This is a genomic window from Pseudomonas sp. 91RF (genome assembly GCF_003576265.1).
GTDB classification, from domain to species: domain Bacteria; phylum Pseudomonadota; class Gammaproteobacteria; order Pseudomonadales; family Pseudomonadaceae; genus Aquipseudomonas; species Aquipseudomonas kribbensis.
In genome coordinates, this window is record NZ_QWFC01000013.1 from 17517 (window position 1) to 37190 (window position 19674).

A 19674-nucleotide genomic window follows, 5' to 3' on the forward strand; every position below is an offset into this window, starting at 1 on the left:
ATCAGGTCGGCGGGTCGCGGATGACCCGCACGCATGCCGGCGTGGTTGCCAGTCTTGGTCTGTTCTAGGAGTGACCGCCAGGGAGAGGAAAAGGTTTTGTCGGATTTTTGTTCGGGCATCAGGCCCGCCACGCAGGGGCTACCGAGGCGATCAACGGTCATGGGCCATCAGTGAATCATCGGTGTTTTCCCCGGTCGAAACCGCGTCTGCGCGCATTGCGCTGACCACTTCCGTCGTCAAGACCTTGGTTTTAGGGAAATTCTGAATGATGCGTGCAACAAGCCTGTTGCTGACAGTTTCTGCCGCCGTACTGCTGGGCGGTTGTGTGGCGGACTTTGATGATGACTACCGCCATGGCCGGCATTACGACCGCGATCATGGCCGTTACTACGATCATGACCGGCGTTGGGATGATCGCGACTATGACCGGCGCGACGGGCGTCGCTATCATCGCGGCGATAACGACGACCAGTAATGGGCAAAAAGGGGCGTTCCCTCACGGGAACGCCCCTTGGCATTAAAAATGAGCGTTCGCCCGGACGCTGGATCGCGCAGGCACGGAGGCCTCGATGTCCAGCAAATGGGTGGCGAGTATGTCGCTCAGAAAGCGGAACTGATCGTTGAGGCCCACCACTTCATTGCTGAAGTGATTGCTCGCGGCGGGCATCAGCAGATCTTCGAAATCTTCGTTGAACACCAGCGGCTGTGTCTTCAGCGACACCGGGTGCTGGTCGTAATAGTTGTTGCCGAAGACCGGGAAGCTCACGGCGAGGGTGACGGTATGACTCATGATGTGAACGCCTCGTGGTGTGTGTCTCGGATGGGTGAATCCTGCGCCGGACGCGTCTGATGCGGAAGGCAATCGTAGTAATGGTGATCATCGACGTCAGTGATGGTTGGAACAAAAGCTGAAATCCCGCGCCCGGATCGAGGATCGATACAACCGGACAAACGGCTGAAACCCGCACCTATACTCAAGTCGTTACCTCCAGATCTGACCACCAAAGGACACCGCCACCGTGAACCTGCGTGCGCTGATCGTCGCCGCACTGATGTTGCTGGCCGGTTGCGCGAGTTCGGCGCGGGGCCCGGCGAGCGCGCCGGCGGTGGTAGTTTCGCCGGCCACCTGGCAGCAGATCGACCGGGATATCGTTGTGGCTTCCCGACAGTCCACCGAACAGGTCAAGGCTTTTGCCCGCGGTTCAATGGAACATTGGCGCATTCGGGTCTACGAGCAAACTGAAGAAAAATTCATTCCGTGGTTCAGCAGCTACTGGACCCAGGAATGGCTGTCGATGAAAGTCAGCTGGTACACCCTCAGTGCCGGTGGCGAACAGGATGCTTCGTCCAAGCGCCTGGCTGCCTATTTACTGGAGCAATATCAGGAGCGGGTGCTGGTGCCCGTGGCTCAGGAGATCGATCCGGACGCGATCCTCGCCCAGTCCACCGCGTTCTACGCGCAACTGATGGCGCAGCAGATGCCGGTCATCGCCCAGCGCTACGGCGTGCCCGTCGCCCAGCTCAACGGGCACTTGCAGAAAATTCCCGCCATCGCCCTCGGGCCGCCGCCGGCCCGGGATGCCTCGCTGTATCAGGTCGTCAGCACCGAGCCGCTGAACACCTTGCCGGCCTATGCCGCGCTGATCGACAAGATCCACACCGAAGGCGGGGCCAAGGGCATCGCCTCGACCGATGCCGGCATGGCCCCGGTGGCCAAACGTGCCAGCCAGCGCATGGAGGCGGAGATGGCGCCCCGGGGCGCTGCCAGTGCAGTGGCGGCGGCGGCCGGCAAACTTGTCGGCGGGGTGATCTCGGTCGGCGTGGCGGGCATCCGCGCCATTCTTCAGGCCAATGATCGCCCGGACAGCGAAGCGCTGATCCGCAGCAGCCTGGGCAACACGTTCGACAAGGCCTGGTTGAAACTGGTGCAGAACCCGACGACCGGTGTGATGGCCGGTACGCTGCACATGGCGGCGCAGGTCGAGGGCAATCTCGGGGGAGCAGAGGAACCGTCGGTCGGATTGGGCGCTACACCTGTCGAATGGCATCCGCCTGAGTCGACTAGTCAGCAGATCGATCCCTAAACCCGCAGGAGCACGACCATGGCTTACATCGATGTTTTTGTCGCACCCGTTCCGAACGCCAATCGCGAACAGTACAAAAAACACTGCGAAATCGCCGAGAAACTGTTCAAGGAATACGGCGCTCTGGAGGTGGTTCAAGGCTGGGGCGATGACGTGCCGGACGGCAAGGTCACCTCATTTCCGATGGCGGTGAAACTCAAGGAAGGCGAAACCGTGTCGGCTGGTTGGCTGGTATGGCCGGACAAGGCCACCCGCGACGCCGGCATGGGCAAAATGATGGAAGACCCGCGCATGCAACCGGACGTCAATCCGATGCCGTTCGATGGGATGCGGATGATTTTCGGCGGCTTCAAGAACATTCTCGAGCCTTGAGGCAGAACAGCCGGATCACTCCGCCGACGGGGTGATCCGGCAGCCTTTGCGGTTGCGAATCTGCTCGTCCGTCGGCCGCTCGCGCACGAATTCGAAACGCGGTTCTCCCTCGCTGTAATGCACCAGCCAGCCCCATTCCAGCTCGTTTTCATCCTGTCCGGGATTCGGTGGCCGAGCCCACCAGGGTTCTTTGCTGAGGATCTCGCGCATGGCGTCCTCCGGTTGTTGGCAATCGTTGAACTATAAACCCCATGCCGAGAGTCGCCAGAAACGGGCGTGTAGAATCCAGGGATCTCGACGAACGAAGGAGCGTGGCCATGACGGACGAAACACGCGGGGATCAACCGTTCAAGCGGCTGTTCTTTGCCCTGGACTGCCCGCCGGCACAGCGCAAGGCAATTGCCCAGTGGCGCAGCGAACTGGGGTTGCGTACCGGCAAACCGGTGCCGGCGGACAACTTTCATCTGACGTTGCTGTTTCTCGGTGCGGTGCCGTTGGCGCAGATCGGTGAAGTCTGTGAGGCAGCGTCCAAAGTGCGCACGCCGGGTGAGGCGCTGAAAATTTCGCTGGATCGTTTGCAGGTCTGGCATCGTGCCGGGGTGTTGTCGCTGGCGCCGGAGCAGGCACCTGCGGGTTTATTGCGACTGGTTTACGGACTGGAGCAGGCGATGCTGCCGTTCGGGTTTGAAGAGGCGACGCGTGAGTATCGTCCGCACCTGACGCTGGCCCGGGACTATCGCGCTCCGGAGCCGGAATCTGCGACGCCGCCGGAGTTCTTCCTGCGGGCCGAACGCTTTGCGCTGTTCGAATCCCACAAGGGTCGTTATCGGATTGTTCAGGATTGGCCGCTGACCTGAGCCCACAAAAAAAGGCGCCCGAGGGCGCCTGAATTCACCTGAACCGAGGGAGACCAGGTGAGGCCGTTCAGAGCGAGGGTGCAGCGGTGGTAAGGCGCTGCGTGAACGGAAATCGATTTAGAAACACAATCCCTGTGGGAGCGAGCCTGCTCGCGATGACGTTGGCGGATTCAAAACCAATGTCGCCTGAAACTCCGCTATCGCGAGCAGGCTCGCTCCCACAGAACTTCAATTACTTGCCGAGTTTTACGCGGGTCCATCCCCGGGTCATGATCCGTTGCGTGGCAATCGGCTGATCCGGCACCGCATACAGCGTGGCCATCACTTCCTGCGACGGGTACGAGCCCGGGTCGTTGCGGATCGCTTCGTCCACCAGTGGCGTGGCGGCGGCGTTGGCGTTGCTGTAGCCGTTGCTGTTGGTGATCTCGGCGATGATGTCCGGACGCATCAGGAAGTCCATGAACAGGTAAGCGTTCTCGACGTTCGCCGCATCGCGCGGGATGGCGACCATGTCGTAGAAGCTGCCGGCACCTTCCTTGGGAATGCTGTAGTCGATCACCACGTTGTTGCCCGATTCCACCGCGCGAGCCTTGGCCTGCAGCACGTCACCGGAGTAACCGACCGCCACGCAGATGTTGCCGTTGGCCAGGTCCGAGATGTATTTCGACGAGTGGAAGTACGCCACGTTCGGGCGAATCTTCATGAACAGCGCCTCGGCTTCCTTGATGTGCGCGGTGTCCTTGTCGTTCACCGGATAGCCCAGATAGTGCAGGGCCGCCGGGATCATTTCGGTCGGCGAGTCGAGGAAACTGATGCCGCAAGCCTTGAGCTTCTCGGCGTTCTCCGGTTTGAACAGCAGGTCCCAGGAGTTGGTCGGCGCGTTCTTGCCGAGCACTTCCTTGACCTTGGCCGGGTTGAAACCGATGCCGATCGAGCCCCACATGTACGGGAACGCGTGAGCGTTGCCCGGATCACTGGCGGAGGCGTTTTTCAGCAGCACCGGGTTGAGATTCTTCCAGTTCGGCAGCTTCGATTTGTCCAGGGTCTGATAGACCCCGGCCTTGATCTGCTTGGCCAGGAAACTGTTGGACGGCACCACGATGTCGTAGCCGGATTTGCCCGCGAGCAGACGCGCTTCGAGGGTTTCATTGCTGTCGAACACATCGTAGGTCACGCGGATGCCGGTCTCGTCTTCGAACTTCTTGACGGTGTCCGGGGCGATGTAGTCCGACCAGTTGTAAACGCGCAGCACCTTGTCGTTGGCCTGGGCGCCCGTGGCGATTGCGCCCAATAAGGACAGTGTCAGCAGAGTCCTGCCAAACATTTTCATCGGTACAACTCCATTCTTTTTATTCAAAAGCTTTATTCAGAAACACAAAGCGGAATTTCAGTGAATCGGTGGCGGGGGAGAGCCTCCCTCGCCACCCGGTACTCAGGCTGTCGCTGCCACTCGTTGAGGTTGCGGTTGCTGCCACGATTCGTTGGCGGTCTGATCCATCGCTTCCTGAATCGCACGCTTGCGGTTGGCTTCTGCCTTGCGGCCGAAGTACCAGACCAGGAAGGTCACCAGCGACACCGCCAGCAGAATCAGGCTGGCCACGGCGTTGATCTCGGGCTTCACGCCCAGACGCACGGCCGAGAACACTTCCATCGGCAGGGTGGTGGAACCCGGCCCCGACACGAAGCTCGCCAGCACCAGGTCATCCAGCGACAGGGCGAACGACATCATGCCGCCCGCTGCCAGCGACGGCGCGATCATCGGGATGGTGATCAGGAAAAACACCTTGAACGGTTTCGCGCCCAGATCCATCGCTGCTTCTTCGATCGACAGATCCAGCTCACGCAAGCGGGCGGAGACTACCACCGCCACATAAGCGGCACAAAACGTGGTGTGGGCGATCCAGATCGTGACGATGCCACGCTCCTGCGGCCAGCCGATCAGTTGTGCCATTGCCACGAACAGCAGCAACAGCGACAGACCGGTGATCACCTCAGGCATCACCAGCGGCGCGGTCACCAGACCACCGAACAATGTACGACCCTTGAAGCGTGGCACGCGGGTCAGCACGAACGCGGCGAGGGTGCCCAGCGCCACTGCGGCGACAGCGGTGTAGCAGGCGATTTCCAGCGAGCGCACCACCGAGCCCATCAGTTGCGTGTTGTCGAGCAGGCCGACGTACCACTTCACCGACCAGCCACCCCAGACCGTCACCAGTTTCGAGGCATTGAACGAGTAGATCACCAGAATCAGCATCGGCAGATAGATGAACATCAGGCCGAAGATCAGCATGAACTTTGAAAATCCGAAGCGTTTCATCCACGTCCCTCCATCTCTTTGGCCTGGCTGCGGTTGAACAGCAGGATCGGCACAATCAGGATCAACAGCATCACCACCGCCAGGGCGGACGCCACCGGCCAGTCGCGGTTATTGAAGAACTCTTGCCACAGCACGCGACCGATCATCAGGGTCTCCGGGCCACCCAGCAGCTCCGGAATCACGAACTCGCCCACCACCGGAATGAACACCAGCATGCAGCCGGCGATGATGCCGTTCTTGGCCAGCGGCACGGTGATTTTCCAGAAGTTGTTGAAGTTGCTCGAACCCAGATCCTGCGCGGCTTCCAGCAGGCTGCCGTCGTGCTTCACAAGGTTGGCGTAGAGCGGCAGCACCATGAATGGCAGATAGGCGTAAACCACGCCGATATACACGGCCGTGTTGGTGTTGAGGATCTCGATTGGGTGATCGGTGAGCCCGGTCCACATCAGGAACGCGTTGAGCAGACCGTTGTTGCTGAGGATGCCCATCCACGCATAAACGCGGATCAGGATCGCGGTCCAGGTCGGCATCATGATCAACAGCAGCAGGACGTTTTGCGCTTCCTTGCTGGCCTTGGTGATCGCGTAGGCCATCGGGAAACCGATCACCAGGCACATCATCGTGCTCAGTGCCGCGACCTTCAGCGAACCGAGGTAGGCCGACAGGTACAGCTCGTCTTCGCCGAGCATGGTGTAGTTGCCGATGTTCAGGAACAGCTGGAATTTCTGTTCGGCGTAGGTGTAGATCTCCGAGTACGGCGGGATCGACAGCGCGGCTTCCGAGAAGCTGATCTTCATCACCAGAAAGAACGGCAGCATGAAGAACAGGAACAGCCAGATGAACGGGATGCCGATGACGAACTTTCGCCCGCTGGGCACCAGGCGCAGGAATTGCTGATTGAAGGTTCTCATGAGCGCAGTACCACGCCGCTGTCGTCTTCCCACCAGACGTAGACCTTGTCGTCCCAGGTCGGCCGCGCGCCCCGGCGTTCGGCGTTGGCCATGAACGACTGGACGATCTTGCCGCTCGGCAATTCGACGTAGAACACCGAGTGGCCGCCGAGGTAGGCGATGTCATGCACCTTGCCTTCGGACCAGTTGTAGCGAGTCTCCGGTTTGATCGTGCTGACCAGCATTTTTTCCGGGCGGATCGCGTAGGTGATCGACTTGTCCTGCACCGACGTGCTGACGCCATGACCGACGTAGATCTTTTGCTGCAAGTCCGGGCTGTGAATGATCGCGTGACCTTCAAGGTCCTCGACCACGGTGCCGTCGAAGGCGTTCACGTTGCCGATGAATTCGCAGACCATGCGGCTGACCGGTGCTTCATAGATGTCGACCGGGCTGCCGATCTGGGCGATCCAGCCCAGGTGCATGATCGCGATGCGCTCGGCCATGGTCATGGCCTCTTCCTGGTCGTGGGTCACCATCACGCAGGTCACGCCGACGCGCTCGATGATCTCAACCAGCTCAAGCTGCATCTGCGAACGCAGCTTTTTATCCAGTGCGCCCATCGGTTCGTCGAGCAGCAACAGCTTCGGACGCTTGGCCAGGGAGCGGGCGAGGGCCACGCGCTGACGCTGACCGCCGGACAGTTGATGCGGGCGGCGCTTGGCGTATTGGGTCATGTGGACGAGGCGCAGCATTTCTTCGACGCGGGCGTCGATTTCGCTGGCCGGCAAACGGTCCTGCTTGAGGCCGAAGGCGATGTTCTGCGCCACGGTCATGTGCGGGAACAGGGCGTAGGACTGGAACATCATATTGATCGGCCGCTCGTACGGCGGCATGTCGGTGATGTCGACGCCGTCGAGCAGAATGCGTCCTTCAGTCGGCCGTTCGAAACCGGCGAGCATGCGCAGCAGGGTCGATTTGCCCGAGCCGGAGCCGCCGAGCAGGGCGAAGATTTCGCCCTGATGGATCTCCAGGGACACATCGTCCACCGCAGTGGTTTCGTCGAACTTCTTGGTGACGCGATCGACTTTCACCAGAACCTTTTTCGGTTGCTGATGACCTTCAAGAGCCTTCCTGTAAGTGCTGGAGGCGTTTGCCATGTGAAACTCCCAACAGGTTTCAGTCGCCGGGCCAACACGGCCTGGCTTAAGAGTGGATTGCAGACCCGCACCGTGCGGGTTGTTCGGCGCCGCCGTCCTGGCTGCCGGGTGGTGCTTTTTGTTTTCGCGGTGTGTTGCTGATCGCGGATGACGGATGCGCAAGCGCGCAGCCGCCGACCCCGCGGGGGCAGTAAATGGTTTTGCAATCGTTGGGTGGCGTCAGCGCTGGTTGCGTCGCGCCGCACGCTGGCGGCAAGCCTCGCCGAATGCCTGGAAAATCCGCAGGTAGTTCGGGTTGTCCAGCACTTGCCATTCCGGGTGCCATTGCACGCCGAGGGCGAAGGTCGGGCTGTGCTCCACCGAGACCGCCTCGATCAGGCCATCCGGCGCCACGGCTTCGGCACGCAGGCCGGGAGCGAGGCGGTCGATGCCCTGACTGTGAATCGAGTTGACCTGGAATTCACCCGGCAGCTCCAGCGCTTCGAACACGCCACCGGGCAGTACCGACACGGCGTGGGCCGGGGCGTATTGCACGGCGACATCCGGACTGTCGGCTTCGCGGTGATCGAGCATGCCCGGCAGCTCATGCACCTTCTGGTGCAGGCTGCCGCCGAACGCCACGTTCATTTCCTGGAAACCCCGGCAGATGCCGAGTACCGGAACGCCCGCCGCGATGGCTGCACGCAATAGAGGAAGGGTAGTGGCATCCCGCGCCGGATCGTGATCCGTGCCGGGAGCGCTGGCCGGGCCCTGATAGTGGAAGGGTTCCACATTGGACGGCGAGCCGGTCAGCAACAGACCGTCGAGCTGACCCAGCAGGTCTTCGATTTCAGTCAGTTTGCCAAGGGAAGGAATGACGACGGGCAACCCCAGCGCCGCAACGCTGACAGCGCGAACGTACTTGTCGCCGCTGATGTGATAGGGGTGCAGGCCAATCTGTTTGACGCACGCAGTAACGCCGATCAATGGCTTGAATGCCATTTTTATTCACCTCGAAGTTTGACACTTGAACGAGCTTTTCCGGAGCTTAGCCTCGTTGATTTTAATTAACAACTCCCATGTAAAAAATTCTAAACGCCGTTCATCAAATCTTCATCAAGACCGGGGCTCTGGCGCCTGTGTTGGCACGAGAGTGTTAAAAAAAGCCCGAAAAATAAACGCTGAACGGCCATGTGTTCGCTATTGACTTCACTTTGCCGTTCGGGTTGACTGGCTCCGCGAAACAGCAGTGAACATAATAATTAACAGCTAAATAGGTGCATCATGTCGGTCCCTCTGCGTGCCGTTCAACTCAACGAAGCAAACGCATTCCTTAAGAAACATCCTGAGGTTTTGTACGTCGACCTTCTGATTGCAGACATGAACGGTGTGGTGCGCGGCAAGCGCATCGAGCGCACCAGTCTTCATAAGGTGTACGAAAAAGGCATCAACTTGCCGGCCTCGCTTTTCGCCCTCGACATCAATGGCTCCACGGTGGAAAGCACCGGCCTGGGCCTGGACATCGGCGACGCCGACCGTATCTGCTACCCGATCCCGGGCACCCTGAGCATCGAGCCTTGGCAGAAGCGTCCGACCGCTCAACTGCTGATGACCATGCACGAGCTGGAAGGCGAGCCGTTCTTCGCCGACCCCCGTGAAGTGCTGGCCAACGTGGTGCGCAAATTCGACGAATTGGGCCTGACCATCTGCGCCGCGTTCGAACTCGAGTTCTACCTGATCGACCAGGACAACGTGAACGGCCGTCCGCAATCGCCACGTTCGCCAGTCTCCGGCAAGCGTCCGGTATCGACTCAGGTTTATCTGATCGACGATCTGGACGAATACGTCGACTGCCTGCAAGACATCCTCGAAGGCGCGAAAGAGCAGGGCATTCCTGCCGACGCCATCGTCAAGGAAAGCGCCCCGGCGCAGTTCGAAGTCAACCTGCACCACGTTTCCGATCCTGTTAAGGCGTGCGACTACGCCGTCCTGCTCAAGCGTCTGGTGAAGAACATCGCCTACGACCACGAGATGGACACCACCTTCATGGCCAAGCCGTATCCGGGCCAGGCGGGCAACGGTCTGCACGTGCACATTTCGATTCTGGACAAGGAAGGCAACAACATCTTCGCCAGCGAGGATCCCGAGCAGAACGCCGCGCTGCGCCACGCGATCGGCGGTGTGCTGGAGACCCTGCCTGCGCAAATGGCTTTCCTGTGCCCGAACGTCAACTCGTACCGCCGTTTCGGTGCACAGTTCTACGTACCGAACTCGCCGAGCTGGGGCATCGACAACCGTACCGTGGCCGTTCGTGTGCCAACCGGTTCGGCAGACGCCGTGCGCATCGAGCACCGTGTCGCCGGCGCCGACGCCAACCCGTACCTGCTGATGGCTTCCGTTCTGGCCGGTATTCACCACGGCTTGACCAACCAGATCGAACCGGGCGCCCCGGTCGAAGGCAACAGCTACGAGCAGAACGAACAGAGCCTGCCGAACAACCTGCGCGACGCCCTGCGTGAGCTGGACGACAGCGAAGTCATGGCCCGCTACATCGATCCGATGTACATCGACGTGTTCGTCGCGTGCAAGGAAAGCGAGCTGGCCGAGTTCGAGAACTCGATCTCTGACCTTGAGTACAACTGGTATCTGCATACCGTCTAAGGGCTAACCGAAAACCTTGTGGGAGCGAGCCTGCTCGCGATTACGGAGTGTCAGCCGACATCGTTGTTATCTGATGCACCGCTATCGCGAGCAGGCTCGCTCCCACAGGGGATCGTATTACCAAAGTTTTGATGGGTGGGCACCTGCTCGCCTTTCACCAACTATTCTGTGTGAGTCACCCCCATGACCATGACCCGCAACGACTGGGAACAACGCTTCCAGTCCCTGACCCTCGAATCCCGTGCCTTCATCAACGGCGAATACCGCCCGGCCATCAGCGGCGACACTTTCGAATGCCTGAGCCCCGTCGACGGCCGTTTCCTGGCCTCCGTCGCCAGCACCGATGAAGCCGACGCCAACCTCGCCGTCGAAGTCGCGCGCCAGTCCTTCAACTCCGGCGTGTGGGCCAACAAGGCCCCGGCCGAGCGCAAGCGCATCCTGATCCGCTTCGCCGACCTGATCCTGCAGCACCAGGAAGAACTGGCGCTGCTCGAAACCCTCGACATGGGCAAACCGATCAGCGACTCGATGAGCATCGACATCCCGGCGACCGCCAACGCGATCCGCTGGAGCGCCGAAGCCATCGACAAGATCTACGACGAAGTCGCCGCCACTCCGCACGATCAACTCGGTCTGGTCACCCGCGAGCCAGCGGGCGTAGTCGCGGCCATCGTGCCGTGGAACTTCCCGCTGATCATGGCCAGCTGGAAATTCGCCCCGGCGCTGGCGGCAGGTAACTCGTTCATCCTCAAGCCTTCGGAAAAATCCCCGCTGACCGCGATCCGCATTGCGCAACTCGCACTGGATGCCGGTATTCCGAAAGGCGTGTTCAACGTCCTGCCAGGCTTCGGCCACACCGTCGGCAAGGCGCTGGCGCTGCACATGGACGTCGATGTGCTGGCCTTCACCGGCTCCACGGCGATTGCCAAGCAACTGATGATTTATGCCGGCCAAAGCAACATGAAGCGCGTCTGGCTCGAAGCAGGGGGCAAGAGCCCGAACGTGGTGTTTGCCGACGCACCGGACTTGCGCGCGGCAGCACAAGCGGCGGCCGGCGCCATTGCGTTCAACCAGGGCGAAGTCTGCACCGCCGGCTCGCGTCTGCTGGTGGAGCGTTCGATCCGCGAGCAATTCATCCCGCTGCTGGTGGAAGCGCTGCAAGCGTGGAAACCGGGTCATGCCCTGGATCCGGCGACCACCGTCGGTGCCGTGGTCGATCAGCGTCAACTGGACAACGTGCTGCGCTACATCAGCATCGGCCGCGAGCAGGGCGCCGAGCTGATCGCCGGCGGCCGCCGCACCCTCGAAGAAACCGGTGGCACCTACATCGAGCCAACGATTTTCGACGGCGTGACCAACGCCATGACCATCGCCAAGGAAGAAATTTTCGGCCCGGTGCTGTCGCTGATCACCTTCGACACCGTTGAAGAAGCGCTGCAGATCGCCAACGACAGCATCTTCGGCCTCGCCGCCGGGGTCTGGACCAGCAACCTGAGCAAGGCTCACACCTTCGCCCGTGGCCTGCGCGCCGGCAGCGTGTGGGTCAACCAGTACGACGGCGGCGACATGACCGCACCGTTCGGTGGCTTCAAACAGTCGGGCAACGGTCGCGACAAATCGCTGCACGCGTTCGACAAGTACACCGAGCTGAAAGCGACCTGGATCAAGCTCTGACTCTTTTACAGCGGTGGTCGCCTGCAACCGGCGACCCTCGGAGAATAAAAAAATGAAACAACAACACGTGAACAGCTACTACGCCGCCACCCGCAACGAAGTGATCGATTTCCCGGTCCTCGAAGAGTCGGTGGAGTGCGATGTCTGCATCATCGGCGCCGGCTACACCGGCCTGTCCTCGGCACTGTTCCTGAGCGAAGCCGGCTACAAGGTGACGGTGCTGGAAGCGGCCAAAGTCGGCTACGGCGCCAGCGGTCGCAACGGCGGTCAACTGGTCAACTCCTACAGCCGCGACGTCGACGTGATCGAAGAACGCTACGGCGACAAGACCGCGGAAATCCTCGGCAGCATGATCTTCGAAGGCGCCGACATCATCCGTTCGCGCATCAAGGAATACGACATCAAGTGCGACTACCGCCCGGGCGGCATTTTCGCGGCGATGAACAACAAGCAGCTCAAGGGCCTCGCCGAACAAAAACGCAGCTGGGAACGTTACGGCAATAAAAACCTGAAGATGCTCGACGCTGCGGACATCCGTCGCGAAGTCGGCTCCGACGCCTACGTCGGCGGTCTGCTGGACATGCAGGGCGGCCACATCCATCCGCTGAACCTGGCCCTCGGTGAAGCCGCGGCCATCGTGCGTCTGGGTGGCAAGATCTACGAGCAATCCGCAGCGGTGGAAATCAAGTACGGCGAGCCCAACGTCGTGCGCACCGCCAAAGGCCAGGTCCGCGCCAAATACCTGTTGATCGCCGGCAACGCCTACCTGCCGCAAGGCCTCGACAACCGCGTGACGGCCAAGAGCATGCCGTGCGGCTCGCAGATCTGCGTCACCGAACCGCTGACCGAAAAGCAGGCTCGCAGCCTGATCACCAACAACTACTGCGTCGAAGACTGCAACTACCTGCTCGACTACTACCGCCTCACCGCCGACAACCGTCTGCTCTACGGCGGCGGCGTGGTCTACGGCGCCCGTGAACCGGACGACATCGAAACCCTGATCCGCCCGAAGATCCTCAAGACCTTCCCGCAGCTCAAGGACGTGAAAATCGACTACCGCTGGACCGGCAACTTCCTGCTGACCATGTCACGCATGCCGCAATTCGGCCGCATCGAGAAAAACGCCTACTACATGCAGGGCTACAGCGGCCATGGCGTCACCTGCTCGCACCTGGCCGGCAAACTGATCTCGGAAATGATCCGTGGCGACGCCGAACGCTTCGACGCTTTCGCCTCGCTGCCACACATGCCGATGATCGGCGGCCGCACCTTCTCGGCCCCGCTGACCGCCCTCGGCGCGGTGTATTACTCGCTGCGCGACCGTTTCGGCATCTGATTTACCTCGCCGGCGACGCCCCCAAAAAGGGCGCCGCCGGCTTTTTCATGTGCCGTCCATCGAACCTGCTGAGCAACACCGACAAACGTGATTTAATAGCCGCCTTTCACGGTTCCGGGACACGGGAGCAACGTGATCCGCGCGCCTTGCGCGGCACCCGCCACCCACCCCCATTACCCTTAAGTCGTTCTCACATAAGGCTGTCATGGATACGGGTTCTCGACTCAAACTAGTACGCGAAAGCTACAAACTCTCCCAGCGCGAGCTGGCCCGGCGTAGCGGCGTGACCAATGCCACCATCTCCCTGATCGAACAGAATCGTGTCAGTCCTTCCGTCAGCTCACTGAAAAAGCTGCTCGAAGGCATCCCGATGTCCCTGGCCGACTTCTTCACCTTCGACCAGCCCCCCCGCGAACACCAATACGTCTTCCGCGCCAACGAACAACCCGACCTGGGCCGCCACGGCCTGCGCCTGCTGCTCATCGGCGCCTCGGTCCCCAGCCGCCAGATGCGCCTGCTGCGCGAGCAATACGCACCGGGCGCGAGCTCCGGGGAAGAGCCGATTGTGCACGCGGAAGGTGAAGAGTGCGGATTGGTGACGCGCGGCACTGTGGAGTTGACGGTGGATGGGCAGGTGAGCGTGCTGAGTGCGGGGGATGGGTATTATTTTCCGACGACGCTACCGCACAAGTTCCGGAATATCGGGGCGGATGAGGCTGAGATTATCAGTGCGAATACGCCGGCGAATTTCTGAGTTTGATTTTTCACAGCGCTTTCGAGTGATCTATAAAAAACCGCAGAAGTGCGGTTTTTTTGTGCCTGATTTTCAGTACCCCGATTCGGTTCATGTGATAAATTTGGCGATGTCCATATGCCATCATTTAGGGCGAGAGCGAAAATAATCGCTAAGGCTCGCGATAAAGGCGCGTGATTTATTGCCCTCGTTGCTGCGGTTTCCACGTGTAAGGTCTTGAGAAAGTGGACGTGGCGATTGATTGAAATGAAAGCGACGAAAACCTTCTTCACGGGTTTTCGGATTGTTGAGCCAATGGGTTTTGATTGAATTTGTAATTGGGGTGAGTCTTGCTTGGGAAAATTGCTGGTTTGTTAGGGATCGTGAGTAAAGACAGATCAACTCCAGCTGTCATACTTAATACAAGGCGACTCAATCGTTTCTCGAAAGGTTTGTTGTGTTTTTCTTTTTTTCTGACGTTGATGGCCTATTCGCTCTGGATTTACCCGGTATTTGAAGAAGTCGATATCACAAACTCGGCAGTGGTGGGTGTTGTGACTTCGAAGGAGTATCAATCGATCACGAATGGGCAGTTTGAAAAGCTCGCTTCTTATAATGAAGGGTCTTTAAGTGAAAATGATTTTGTAAGGTATGACCTTCATGGGGTTCAGGGTTTTAAAGGTGTAGTTGTAAAGTTTGACCTTAATCTTGTTCCTGTGTCGGAAGAAAGGTCTGGAGGAGGGCATAAATACAAGTATGAGAGTGTTTACAGGTTGAGTTTGAACTTCGTTCACCTGGTTGTGTTTTTGATCATTGAAGCCTGTATTTTGTTGTTTGGCTGGTATTTTCTTCTTTGGAAGCCGCCCGCGGCGCAGATTGAGTTTGAAGAAGATGTATTAAGGAATTTTTTTGCTTTTGAAACGGGTGAAAACGCTTCCAGTAACTTGAGCGTGGAAGAGCGTGTAGAGTTGCTTTTTCGGAAATTCCATCGTTTCGCGAAAGACTTGAGTGTACGCAAGCGTAATCGTCCGGCACTTTTGGTGGAGGATGAGTACGATGTTCAGTATCTGGTTTTCGCATTGTTGAGAATGTATTTTTCAAATGTCAAATCAGAGGACATCGCGCCAAACGTCCTGGGTGGAGGGTCAAGGGTGGACTTCTCGATTCCCGATGAGGAACTGGTGGTGGAAGTCAAAATGGCACGAGCGAGTATGACTGATCGCTCGCTTGCTGATGAGTTGATTCTGGATATCGCCAGGTATCAGTCGCACACGGCGTGCAAGACAATTATATTTTTTGTGTATGATCCGGACGGTCATATAAGAAATCCGACTGCCTTGAAAAAGGAGTTTTGCGCGGCTTCGGATAAGTTGAAAGTCATTGTGGTGTTTGCTCCCGATTACTAAGTCTAGAGAAAAGGTGACAGATTTATTTATGTGAATCTGTCACCTTCAAATGTTCTATCCAGGAACATCAAACCCTCGTTGCTCTATGACTCGAAACACATCACTTACGTCTTGCACCATGAGTCTGGCGATGGTGCTGACGGTGATGATGTCGGGGAGGTGGATGCAGGCCATCAGATCCAGGTATTTGAGAACTGCGTTGAGACGCTCACTGGCACATGCATGCAGGTCGCGCAATGGCGCGTCGGCATCAATGAACAGGACGGGCTGATCGGTGGCGGGGTGGGACATATTCGCGTAATTGCGGAGCGGTTTATCCATCGGCATAAGTAAAGCTTCCTCGTATCCGTGAGAAGAGCTACTGCCGTTCGCTGCGAGTCGAAGGGTGGTAGCCATGTGCGGGTTCGCAGACCGAGGATACGAGGAACCCGGCAGACCCGAAGATCTCCCACACACAGCCACCATTACGCGGTTGTCGGACGCTATTGCGACCGTCACCGTTTTTGGGGGGCGTCAGGTTACTACACGTATCGTCAGGGCTGCGAAACCCTATCGCCAAATTCGTTCAGCGACAGACCCACTCTAGGCATCGACCCCCACCGTCGCAATCAGCCCGTAGGACACAATATCACCACGTCTGGCCAGAGAGTTCACTCCCGTTCGGCGGCACAACCGACGTAAATCAAGGGCTACGGAGTGCCAGGAAAAATGACTCGACCAATTTCGGCCTGCTTCGTATCCCATCGAGAGCAAGCTCCCTCACCACGCGCGGTCATTTCCTACGAAGTTTTCAGATCCCAAAATCCAGTCCTCATCCCCGTCCCGGAACTTTCCTGAAAAGCGATGCCAATTTGATGGCATGTCGCGACGCTCATTTCGAACGGATCAACCAGTGCCTGGCTGTTTTCCGGCAAACCCGAGGAAGTGTGAGATGAAACTGATTCTTGCGATGTTGTTGCTGTTCAGCGGTTACGTTTCCGCCAGTTGAGCCAGCATCAGTGACCCTGACAAGCGCAACTATTGCCAGGCCATGGAGGAAGGCAGCAGCTGTTATTCCATCGACAATTACGATTTGCGCACGGCCTGCCAGGCAGAGAAGGGCGGCTCATTCGCGGGTATCGAGGATCGTGACCAGCGCGCCTATTGCGACGCCAAGAAAGGCAGTAGTTGTGCCTCGATCGATAATTACGATCTGCGCACGGCTTGCGAAGGGGAGAAAGGCGGTTCATGCGCGAGTATCCAGGATCGTGACAAGCGCTCCTTCTGTGAAGCGAAGCAGGGCAGTAGCTGTGCGAGCATCGGCGATTGGGACCTGCGCAACCAGTGCGAAGCCATGAAACGTTGATTGATCCGCAAACCCCGAACGCAAAAAATGGACACCCGGTGTGTCCCTTTTTCATGGGCGTAAATCTTCAACGTCATTCGATGTGCATGAAGGCCGATGCCCAGGTGGGCATCGGCGTTTTTTGCATCGGAAACGTCAGGCGGCCTTGCTCAGCAGCGCTGCAAACTTGCGTTTGGCATCTTCCACTGCATCGGCAATGTCGCGGGCGGCATTGCTTGATTCGGCGCGGTAGCTGTCGGTCAGGCTCTGCATGTCGGTCTGGAAGCTCAGGGTCGCATCGGCAAGTGCGCGAACCGAATCGACCTTGATGGTCGAGCCGTAACTGGCTTTGACCGCGGCTTCAATCTGTTGATTGCCGGCAGAGCCCAGCGTTTCGAGCCCTTTGCTGATGCCTTCGGTGGTGGCGTTGAGTGTGTGGGTCGCTTCGGCCAGGCCGCTGTTGCTGGTGAAGGATACGGCGAGGCCGGTCAGTACCACTTCGTTGGTGGAGAAGAACGAGACCATGCGCTGATATTGGCGTTCCTTGATCACATGCACCTGATTGATCCGGGCAAACACCATTTCAGCAGTGTTGTACCCGACCTTCAAATCATCGGCGATGTCCTTGACGATCTGGTAGCGCTTGTCTTCATCCTGCAAGGCACGTACGGCTTCATCGCGTTGCAGCTCCAGACTGGCGCGCCGGGCCGGCTCGGAAGTATCGGCAGCGGAGACCAGAGCACTGGCGTCGTTCAGCGCTTGAGTGCGTTGCTCCAGCGCTTTGCCGGCCACAGCCAGAACTTGCTGGGCGTCGACTTCGGCGGCTTTCATTGCCATCCGGAAATCCATGTACGCCTCAAGTACCACGCTTTCCCGGGCAATCTGGTCATTGGCCGATTTGCACACCTGCAAGTAGCTTTCGCGGATGTCATTGAAGCGGCTGGGAATCGAGCCGCGGCGCAGGTTCATCCAGTTCAGCTTGAGTTTTTCCAGGGTGTCGAGGCGGCCGTCGTCCATCCATTCGGCCATGGACGAAGCGTCTTCACGGATCGAGGTGAAGCGCTGGGTGATGTCCATGAAGCGCGTGGAAATGTCCATGCCTTCAATCTGCTCGCGGACCATGCTGTTGAACGCGGTCGACTGCTGCAGTACCGAAGCGATGGCGGTGACTTTGCTGTTGTCGTACTGAGCGACGCGGTCGAGCAGTACCAGCACTGGTGCATCGTGAACCGGTTGAAACAGGTTGATGCCGATCGTGCGCAGACCCGTGAGTGCCCGTTCGAGGTAGTTGGTCATCGAGTGTCCTTACGTGGTGTCGTCTGTTCTGGGGTGGGGGCAAAGATAATGCTCAGCGGGCAGGTTTGCCGTGCAGCTCTTCATTGCGCGCCTGCATCGCCAGCAGCATCAGCTCGTTCTGGCGATTGCCAGCGTAGTTGATGCGTTTGGCCAGCAGGCCGTCGAGCCAGCGCTGGAAAAAACCGAACGCGTATTGGTCGGTGCCATAGGCTCGATCGCGCAGGAAGACATAGGCTTCGTTTTCACTGTAGGCGCGCAGTTTTTCCCTGCATTCCTGGCGGATGTCTTCGTAGTCTTTGGCACTGTGGGCCGGCGTCTGTCTGGCGGTCGATTGACTGGTCGATGACGCCTTGTTCTGGGTGGTTGAGGTCATTGCTGTACCTGTTGAGTCGCTGGTCAAGGGAAGAAATTGCAGGCTGAAAGTCGGCCTGGTCAATACAGCGACCAATAGCCTGCTGCCCTGAGTTTTTGTCGTGTCTGAGTGATTTTTTTCTCGGCGGCGTTCGAGTCGCCCTTGTTCAGGTCGGTTTCGATTTCCTGCAGGCGCGACTGCAAGGATTCGCGTAGTTCTGCTGGAAATTCCTTGCGCTCAATCCGTGCCCGCAAGCCTTGGAAGCGGCTGGTCTGCAACTCCAACAGGCTGGTATCGCCGAACAGATCACGCGACAGCTCCCAGTAAGCGGCATTCGCCGCCCCCTGATCGTCATCCATGTTTTTCAGCGCCAGATCAATCTCGGCCAGGCGTTCATCGAGGTTGCTCGACTGGGCAATGGCGGCGGCACGTTTCGGATCTTTCAGTAATTCCTGGACCTTTCGGCGTGTGCCGAGAATACCGCTGGCGCGCTGGATGTCTTTGTCGGCCGCGTAGGTGTCCCGATTCAATTGCAGACGTTGCCGCTCAAGGTCGTTGATCTGCGAGTCCAGGGCCAGGACGTTATCGCGGGTGACTTGGGTGTTACTGCTGATATCGGTCTGCAGGCCGCGAGCCGGGAGTTTCTGTTCGGCACGCTGGAGCAGGCGGGTCGCGGTTTCGTCCGGCTGTTGTGCGTTTTCGTGCTGAACCTTTGCCAGCAGCGTCCGAAGCTTCTCAAGCTCTGTGTTCTGATCGCGCAGACTGCCGGACAGGTTATGCGCAGCTAATTTGACTTCAATAAGCTTCAGGTCGTCCCCGCCGGAAGCCCACTGCTTTTGCAACAGCAGGCCACCCCCGAGTACGACTCCCAACAGCAGCAGGATCCCGAACCGGGGCAGCAGGCGTCGAATGCGACCGGCCAGCATCTGCCGATCAACCAGCGTCCTGATCAGCCACGAGTCGACAGGATGGGTTGGCGGCGCCTCGAGGATCAAGCGCCGGGCAAAGAATTGATGCACGCCCTGTTCGATCAGGTCGTCGTCCACGGGCAGGTCCTGGCTCAGGTAATAGGCACGGATGCGCTCGGCGATCTCTGCGCGGCGGCGAGGCAGGTCGAGGTGCTCCTGGACCTGCTTGCGCTGATACCGCAGTTCGTCGATCAGGGCTACGACCTTCATTTGTTCCGAGAGTGAAATGCTGCGCATCAGGAGTCCTTTCGTGAGGGGGCCAGGC

20 protein-coding genes and 1 pseudogene are annotated in these 19674 nt (G+C 58.8%); 10 read left to right on the top strand and 11 right to left on the bottom strand.

The features are described from left to right. The first annotated feature begins 265 nt into the window (after nt 1-265). Nucleotides 266-475, top strand: a complete 210-nt coding sequence (locus DXT77_RS02690) for a hypothetical protein (protein ID WP_085708661.1) — start codon at nt 266-268, stop codon at nt 473-475. A gap of 42 nt (nt 476-517) precedes the next feature. Here the strand turns inward: DXT77_RS02690 and DXT77_RS02695 are convergent, their stop codons facing one another. Next, nucleotides 518-790 carry a hypothetical protein gene (locus DXT77_RS02695; RefSeq protein WP_114882235.1) on the bottom strand — a complete coding sequence of 91 codons (273 nt, stop codon included), beginning with the start codon at nt 788-790 and terminating at the stop codon, nt 518-520. A 229-nt stretch (nt 791-1019) separates the two neighbouring features. Here DXT77_RS02695 and DXT77_RS02700 point away from each other — a divergent pair, with 229 nt between their 5' ends. Further along, nucleotides 1020-2084, top strand: coding sequence for a hypothetical protein (locus tag DXT77_RS02700; RefSeq protein WP_119426528.1), 1065 nt, complete (start codon nt 1020-1022; stop codon nt 2082-2084). 18 nt (nt 2085-2102) lie between these two features. After that, nucleotides 2103-2456 (top strand): DUF1428 domain-containing protein, encoded by a 354-nt coding sequence (locus DXT77_RS02705; RefSeq protein ID WP_119426529.1) that lies wholly within the window; start codon nt 2103-2105, stop codon nt 2454-2456. A gap of 15 nt (nt 2457-2471) precedes the next feature. Here the strand turns inward: DXT77_RS02705 and DXT77_RS02710 are convergent, their stop codons facing one another. Next, nucleotides 2472-2666, bottom strand: coding sequence for a hypothetical protein (locus tag DXT77_RS02710; protein WP_096822860.1), 195 nt, complete (start codon nt 2664-2666; stop codon nt 2472-2474). 107 nt (nt 2667-2773) lie between these two features. Here DXT77_RS02710 and thpR point away from each other — a divergent pair, with 107 nt between their 5' ends. Further along, nucleotides 2774-3313, top strand: a complete 540-nt coding sequence (thpR, locus tag DXT77_RS02715) for an RNA 2',3'-cyclic phosphodiesterase (protein ID WP_119426530.1) — start codon at nt 2774-2776, stop codon at nt 3311-3313. Nucleotides 3314-3545: 232 nt separating this feature from the next. On the opposite strand, the gene DXT77_RS02720 is transcribed toward thpR, so the two are convergent. The 5 genes from DXT77_RS02720 to DXT77_RS02740 form a co-directional block, all read right to left on the bottom strand. Next, on the bottom strand, nt 3546-4643 hold the full coding sequence (locus DXT77_RS02720; RefSeq protein WP_085708656.1) for a polyamine ABC transporter substrate-binding protein: 1098 nt from the start codon (nt 4641-4643) through the stop codon (nt 3546-3548). Between the two features lie 102 nt (nt 4644-4745). Further along, nucleotides 4746-5630: an ABC transporter permease subunit gene (locus DXT77_RS02725; protein WP_119426531.1), complete on the bottom strand. Its 885-nt coding sequence runs from the start codon at nt 5628-5630 to the stop codon at nt 4746-4748. Next, nucleotides 5627-6508, bottom strand: a complete 882-nt coding sequence (locus tag DXT77_RS02730; protein WP_371321054.1) for an ABC transporter permease subunit — start codon at nt 6506-6508, stop codon at nt 5627-5629. Before DXT77_RS02730 ends, DXT77_RS02725 begins: the two co-directional genes overlap by 4 nt. 29 nt (nt 6509-6537) lie before the next feature. Further along, nucleotides 6538-7680 carry a polyamine ABC transporter ATP-binding protein gene (potA, locus tag DXT77_RS02735; RefSeq protein WP_007957110.1) on the bottom strand — a complete coding sequence of 381 codons (1143 nt, stop codon included), beginning with the start codon at nt 7678-7680 and terminating at the stop codon, nt 6538-6540. A 219-nt stretch (nt 7681-7899) separates the two neighbouring features. Continuing rightward, the gene (locus DXT77_RS02740; protein ID WP_114882239.1) at nt 7900-8661 is read right to left on the bottom strand and encodes a gamma-glutamyl-gamma-aminobutyrate hydrolase family protein; all 762 of its coding nucleotides are present in this window, start codon (nt 8659-8661) and stop codon (nt 7900-7902) included. Nucleotides 8662-8943: 282 nt separating this feature from the next. Here DXT77_RS02740 and DXT77_RS02745 point away from each other — a divergent pair, with 282 nt between their 5' ends. From DXT77_RS02745 to DXT77_RS02765, 5 genes are all read left to right on the top strand, one after another. After that, nucleotides 8944-10320 carry a glutamine synthetase family protein gene (locus DXT77_RS02745; protein ID WP_085708652.1) on the top strand — a complete coding sequence of 459 codons (1377 nt, stop codon included), beginning with the start codon at nt 8944-8946 and terminating at the stop codon, nt 10318-10320. A gap of 183 nt (nt 10321-10503) precedes the next feature. Beyond that, nucleotides 10504-11994 carry an aldehyde dehydrogenase gene (locus DXT77_RS02750; protein WP_119426532.1) on the top strand — a complete coding sequence of 497 codons (1491 nt, stop codon included), beginning with the start codon at nt 10504-10506 and terminating at the stop codon, nt 11992-11994. 52 nt (nt 11995-12046) lie between these two features. After that, on the top strand, nt 12047-13330 hold the full coding sequence (locus tag DXT77_RS02755; protein WP_085686396.1) for an FAD-binding oxidoreductase: 1284 nt from the start codon (nt 12047-12049) through the stop codon (nt 13328-13330). A gap of 205 nt (nt 13331-13535) precedes the next feature. Beyond that, a complete protein-coding gene (locus tag DXT77_RS02760; protein ID WP_011333561.1) occupies nt 13536-14084 on the top strand; it encodes a cupin domain-containing protein in 549 nt (182 codons plus the stop codon). A gap of 329 nt (nt 14085-14413) precedes the next feature. Continuing rightward, nucleotides 14414-15469: a hypothetical protein gene (locus tag DXT77_RS02765; RefSeq protein WP_147406980.1), complete on the top strand. Its 1056-nt coding sequence runs from the start codon at nt 14414-14416 to the stop codon at nt 15467-15469. 54 nt (nt 15470-15523) lie between these two features. On the opposite strand, the gene DXT77_RS02770 is transcribed toward DXT77_RS02765, so the two are convergent. Then, complete coding sequence (locus tag DXT77_RS02770) at nt 15524-15796, bottom strand: fructose-bisphosphate aldolase (RefSeq protein ID WP_119426534.1); 273 nt, start codon at nt 15794-15796, stop codon at nt 15524-15526. Nucleotides 15797-16400: 604 nt separating this feature from the next. Here DXT77_RS02770 and DXT77_RS02775 point away from each other — a divergent pair. After that, nucleotides 16401-16814, top strand: a pseudogene (locus DXT77_RS02775) (hypothetical protein). Nucleotides 16815-16949: 135 nt separating this feature from the next. Here DXT77_RS02775 and DXT77_RS02780 read toward each other — a convergent pair. Genes DXT77_RS02780 through DXT77_RS02790 form a run of 3 tightly spaced genes read right to left on the bottom strand, consistent with a single transcriptional unit; the run spans nt 16950 to nt 19646 of the window. Continuing rightward, on the bottom strand, nt 16950-18089 hold the full coding sequence (locus tag DXT77_RS02780) for a merozoite surface protein 3b (RefSeq protein ID WP_119426535.1): 1140 nt from the start codon (nt 18087-18089) through the stop codon (nt 16950-16952). 52 nt (nt 18090-18141) lie between these two features. Further along, entirely contained in the window at nt 18142-18462 is a 321-nt protein-coding gene (locus tag DXT77_RS02785; RefSeq protein ID WP_119426536.1) for a hypothetical protein, read from the bottom strand. Nucleotides 18463-18521: 59 nt separating this feature from the next. Beyond that, the gene (locus DXT77_RS02790) at nt 18522-19646 is read right to left on the bottom strand and encodes a DUF6384 family protein (protein WP_119426537.1); all 1125 of its coding nucleotides are present in this window, start codon (nt 19644-19646) and stop codon (nt 18522-18524) included. Nucleotides 19647-19674 lie beyond the last annotated feature (28 nt).

What these genes read in the sequence shown, in the direction of transcription:
- DXT77_RS02690 (WP_085708661.1), top strand. Translation starts at nt 266, where the DNA reads ATGATGCGTGCAACAAGCCTGTTGCTGACAGTTTCTGCCGCCGTACTG.
- DXT77_RS02695 (WP_114882235.1), bottom strand. Translation starts at nt 790, where the DNA reads ATGAGTCATACCGTCACCCTCGCCGTGAGCTTCCCGGTCTTCGGCAAC.
- DXT77_RS02705 (WP_119426529.1), top strand. Translation starts at nt 2,103, where the DNA reads ATGGCTTACATCGATGTTTTTGTCGCACCCGTTCCGAACGCCAATCGC.
- DXT77_RS02710 (WP_096822860.1), bottom strand. Translation starts at nt 2,666, where the DNA reads ATGCGCGAGATCCTCAGCAAAGAACCCTGGTGGGCTCGGCCACCGAAT.
- thpR (WP_119426530.1), top strand. Translation starts at nt 2,774, where the DNA reads ATGACGGACGAAACACGCGGGGATCAACCGTTCAAGCGGCTGTTCTTT.
- DXT77_RS02720 (WP_085708656.1), bottom strand. Translation starts at nt 4,643, where the DNA reads ATGAAAATGTTTGGCAGGACTCTGCTGACACTGTCCTTATTGGGCGCA.
- DXT77_RS02725 (WP_119426531.1), bottom strand. Translation starts at nt 5,630, where the DNA reads ATGAAACGCTTCGGATTTTCAAAGTTCATGCTGATCTTCGGCCTGATG.
- potA (WP_007957110.1), bottom strand. Translation starts at nt 7,680, where the DNA reads ATGGCAAACGCCTCCAGCACTTACAGGAAGGCTCTTGAAGGTCATCAG.
- DXT77_RS02740 (WP_114882239.1), bottom strand. Translation starts at nt 8,661, where the DNA reads ATGGCATTCAAGCCATTGATCGGCGTTACTGCGTGCGTCAAACAGATT.
- DXT77_RS02745 (WP_085708652.1), top strand. Translation starts at nt 8,944, where the DNA reads ATGTCGGTCCCTCTGCGTGCCGTTCAACTCAACGAAGCAAACGCATTC.
- DXT77_RS02750 (WP_119426532.1), top strand. Translation starts at nt 10,504, where the DNA reads ATGACCATGACCCGCAACGACTGGGAACAACGCTTCCAGTCCCTGACC.
- DXT77_RS02755 (WP_085686396.1), top strand. Translation starts at nt 12,047, where the DNA reads ATGAAACAACAACACGTGAACAGCTACTACGCCGCCACCCGCAACGAA.
- DXT77_RS02760 (WP_011333561.1), top strand. Translation starts at nt 13,536, where the DNA reads ATGGATACGGGTTCTCGACTCAAACTAGTACGCGAAAGCTACAAACTC.
- DXT77_RS02770 (WP_119426534.1), bottom strand. Translation starts at nt 15,796, where the DNA reads ATGCCGATGGATAAACCGCTCCGCAATTACGCGAATATGTCCCACCCC.
- DXT77_RS02780 (WP_119426535.1), bottom strand. Translation starts at nt 18,089, where the DNA reads ATGACCAACTACCTCGAACGGGCACTCACGGGTCTGCGCACGATCGGC.
- DXT77_RS02785 (WP_119426536.1), bottom strand. Translation starts at nt 18,462, where the DNA reads ATGACCTCAACCACCCAGAACAAGGCGTCATCGACCAGTCAATCGACC.
- DXT77_RS02790 (WP_119426537.1), bottom strand. Translation starts at nt 19,646, where the DNA reads ATGCGCAGCATTTCACTCTCGGAACAAATGAAGGTCGTAGCCCTGATC.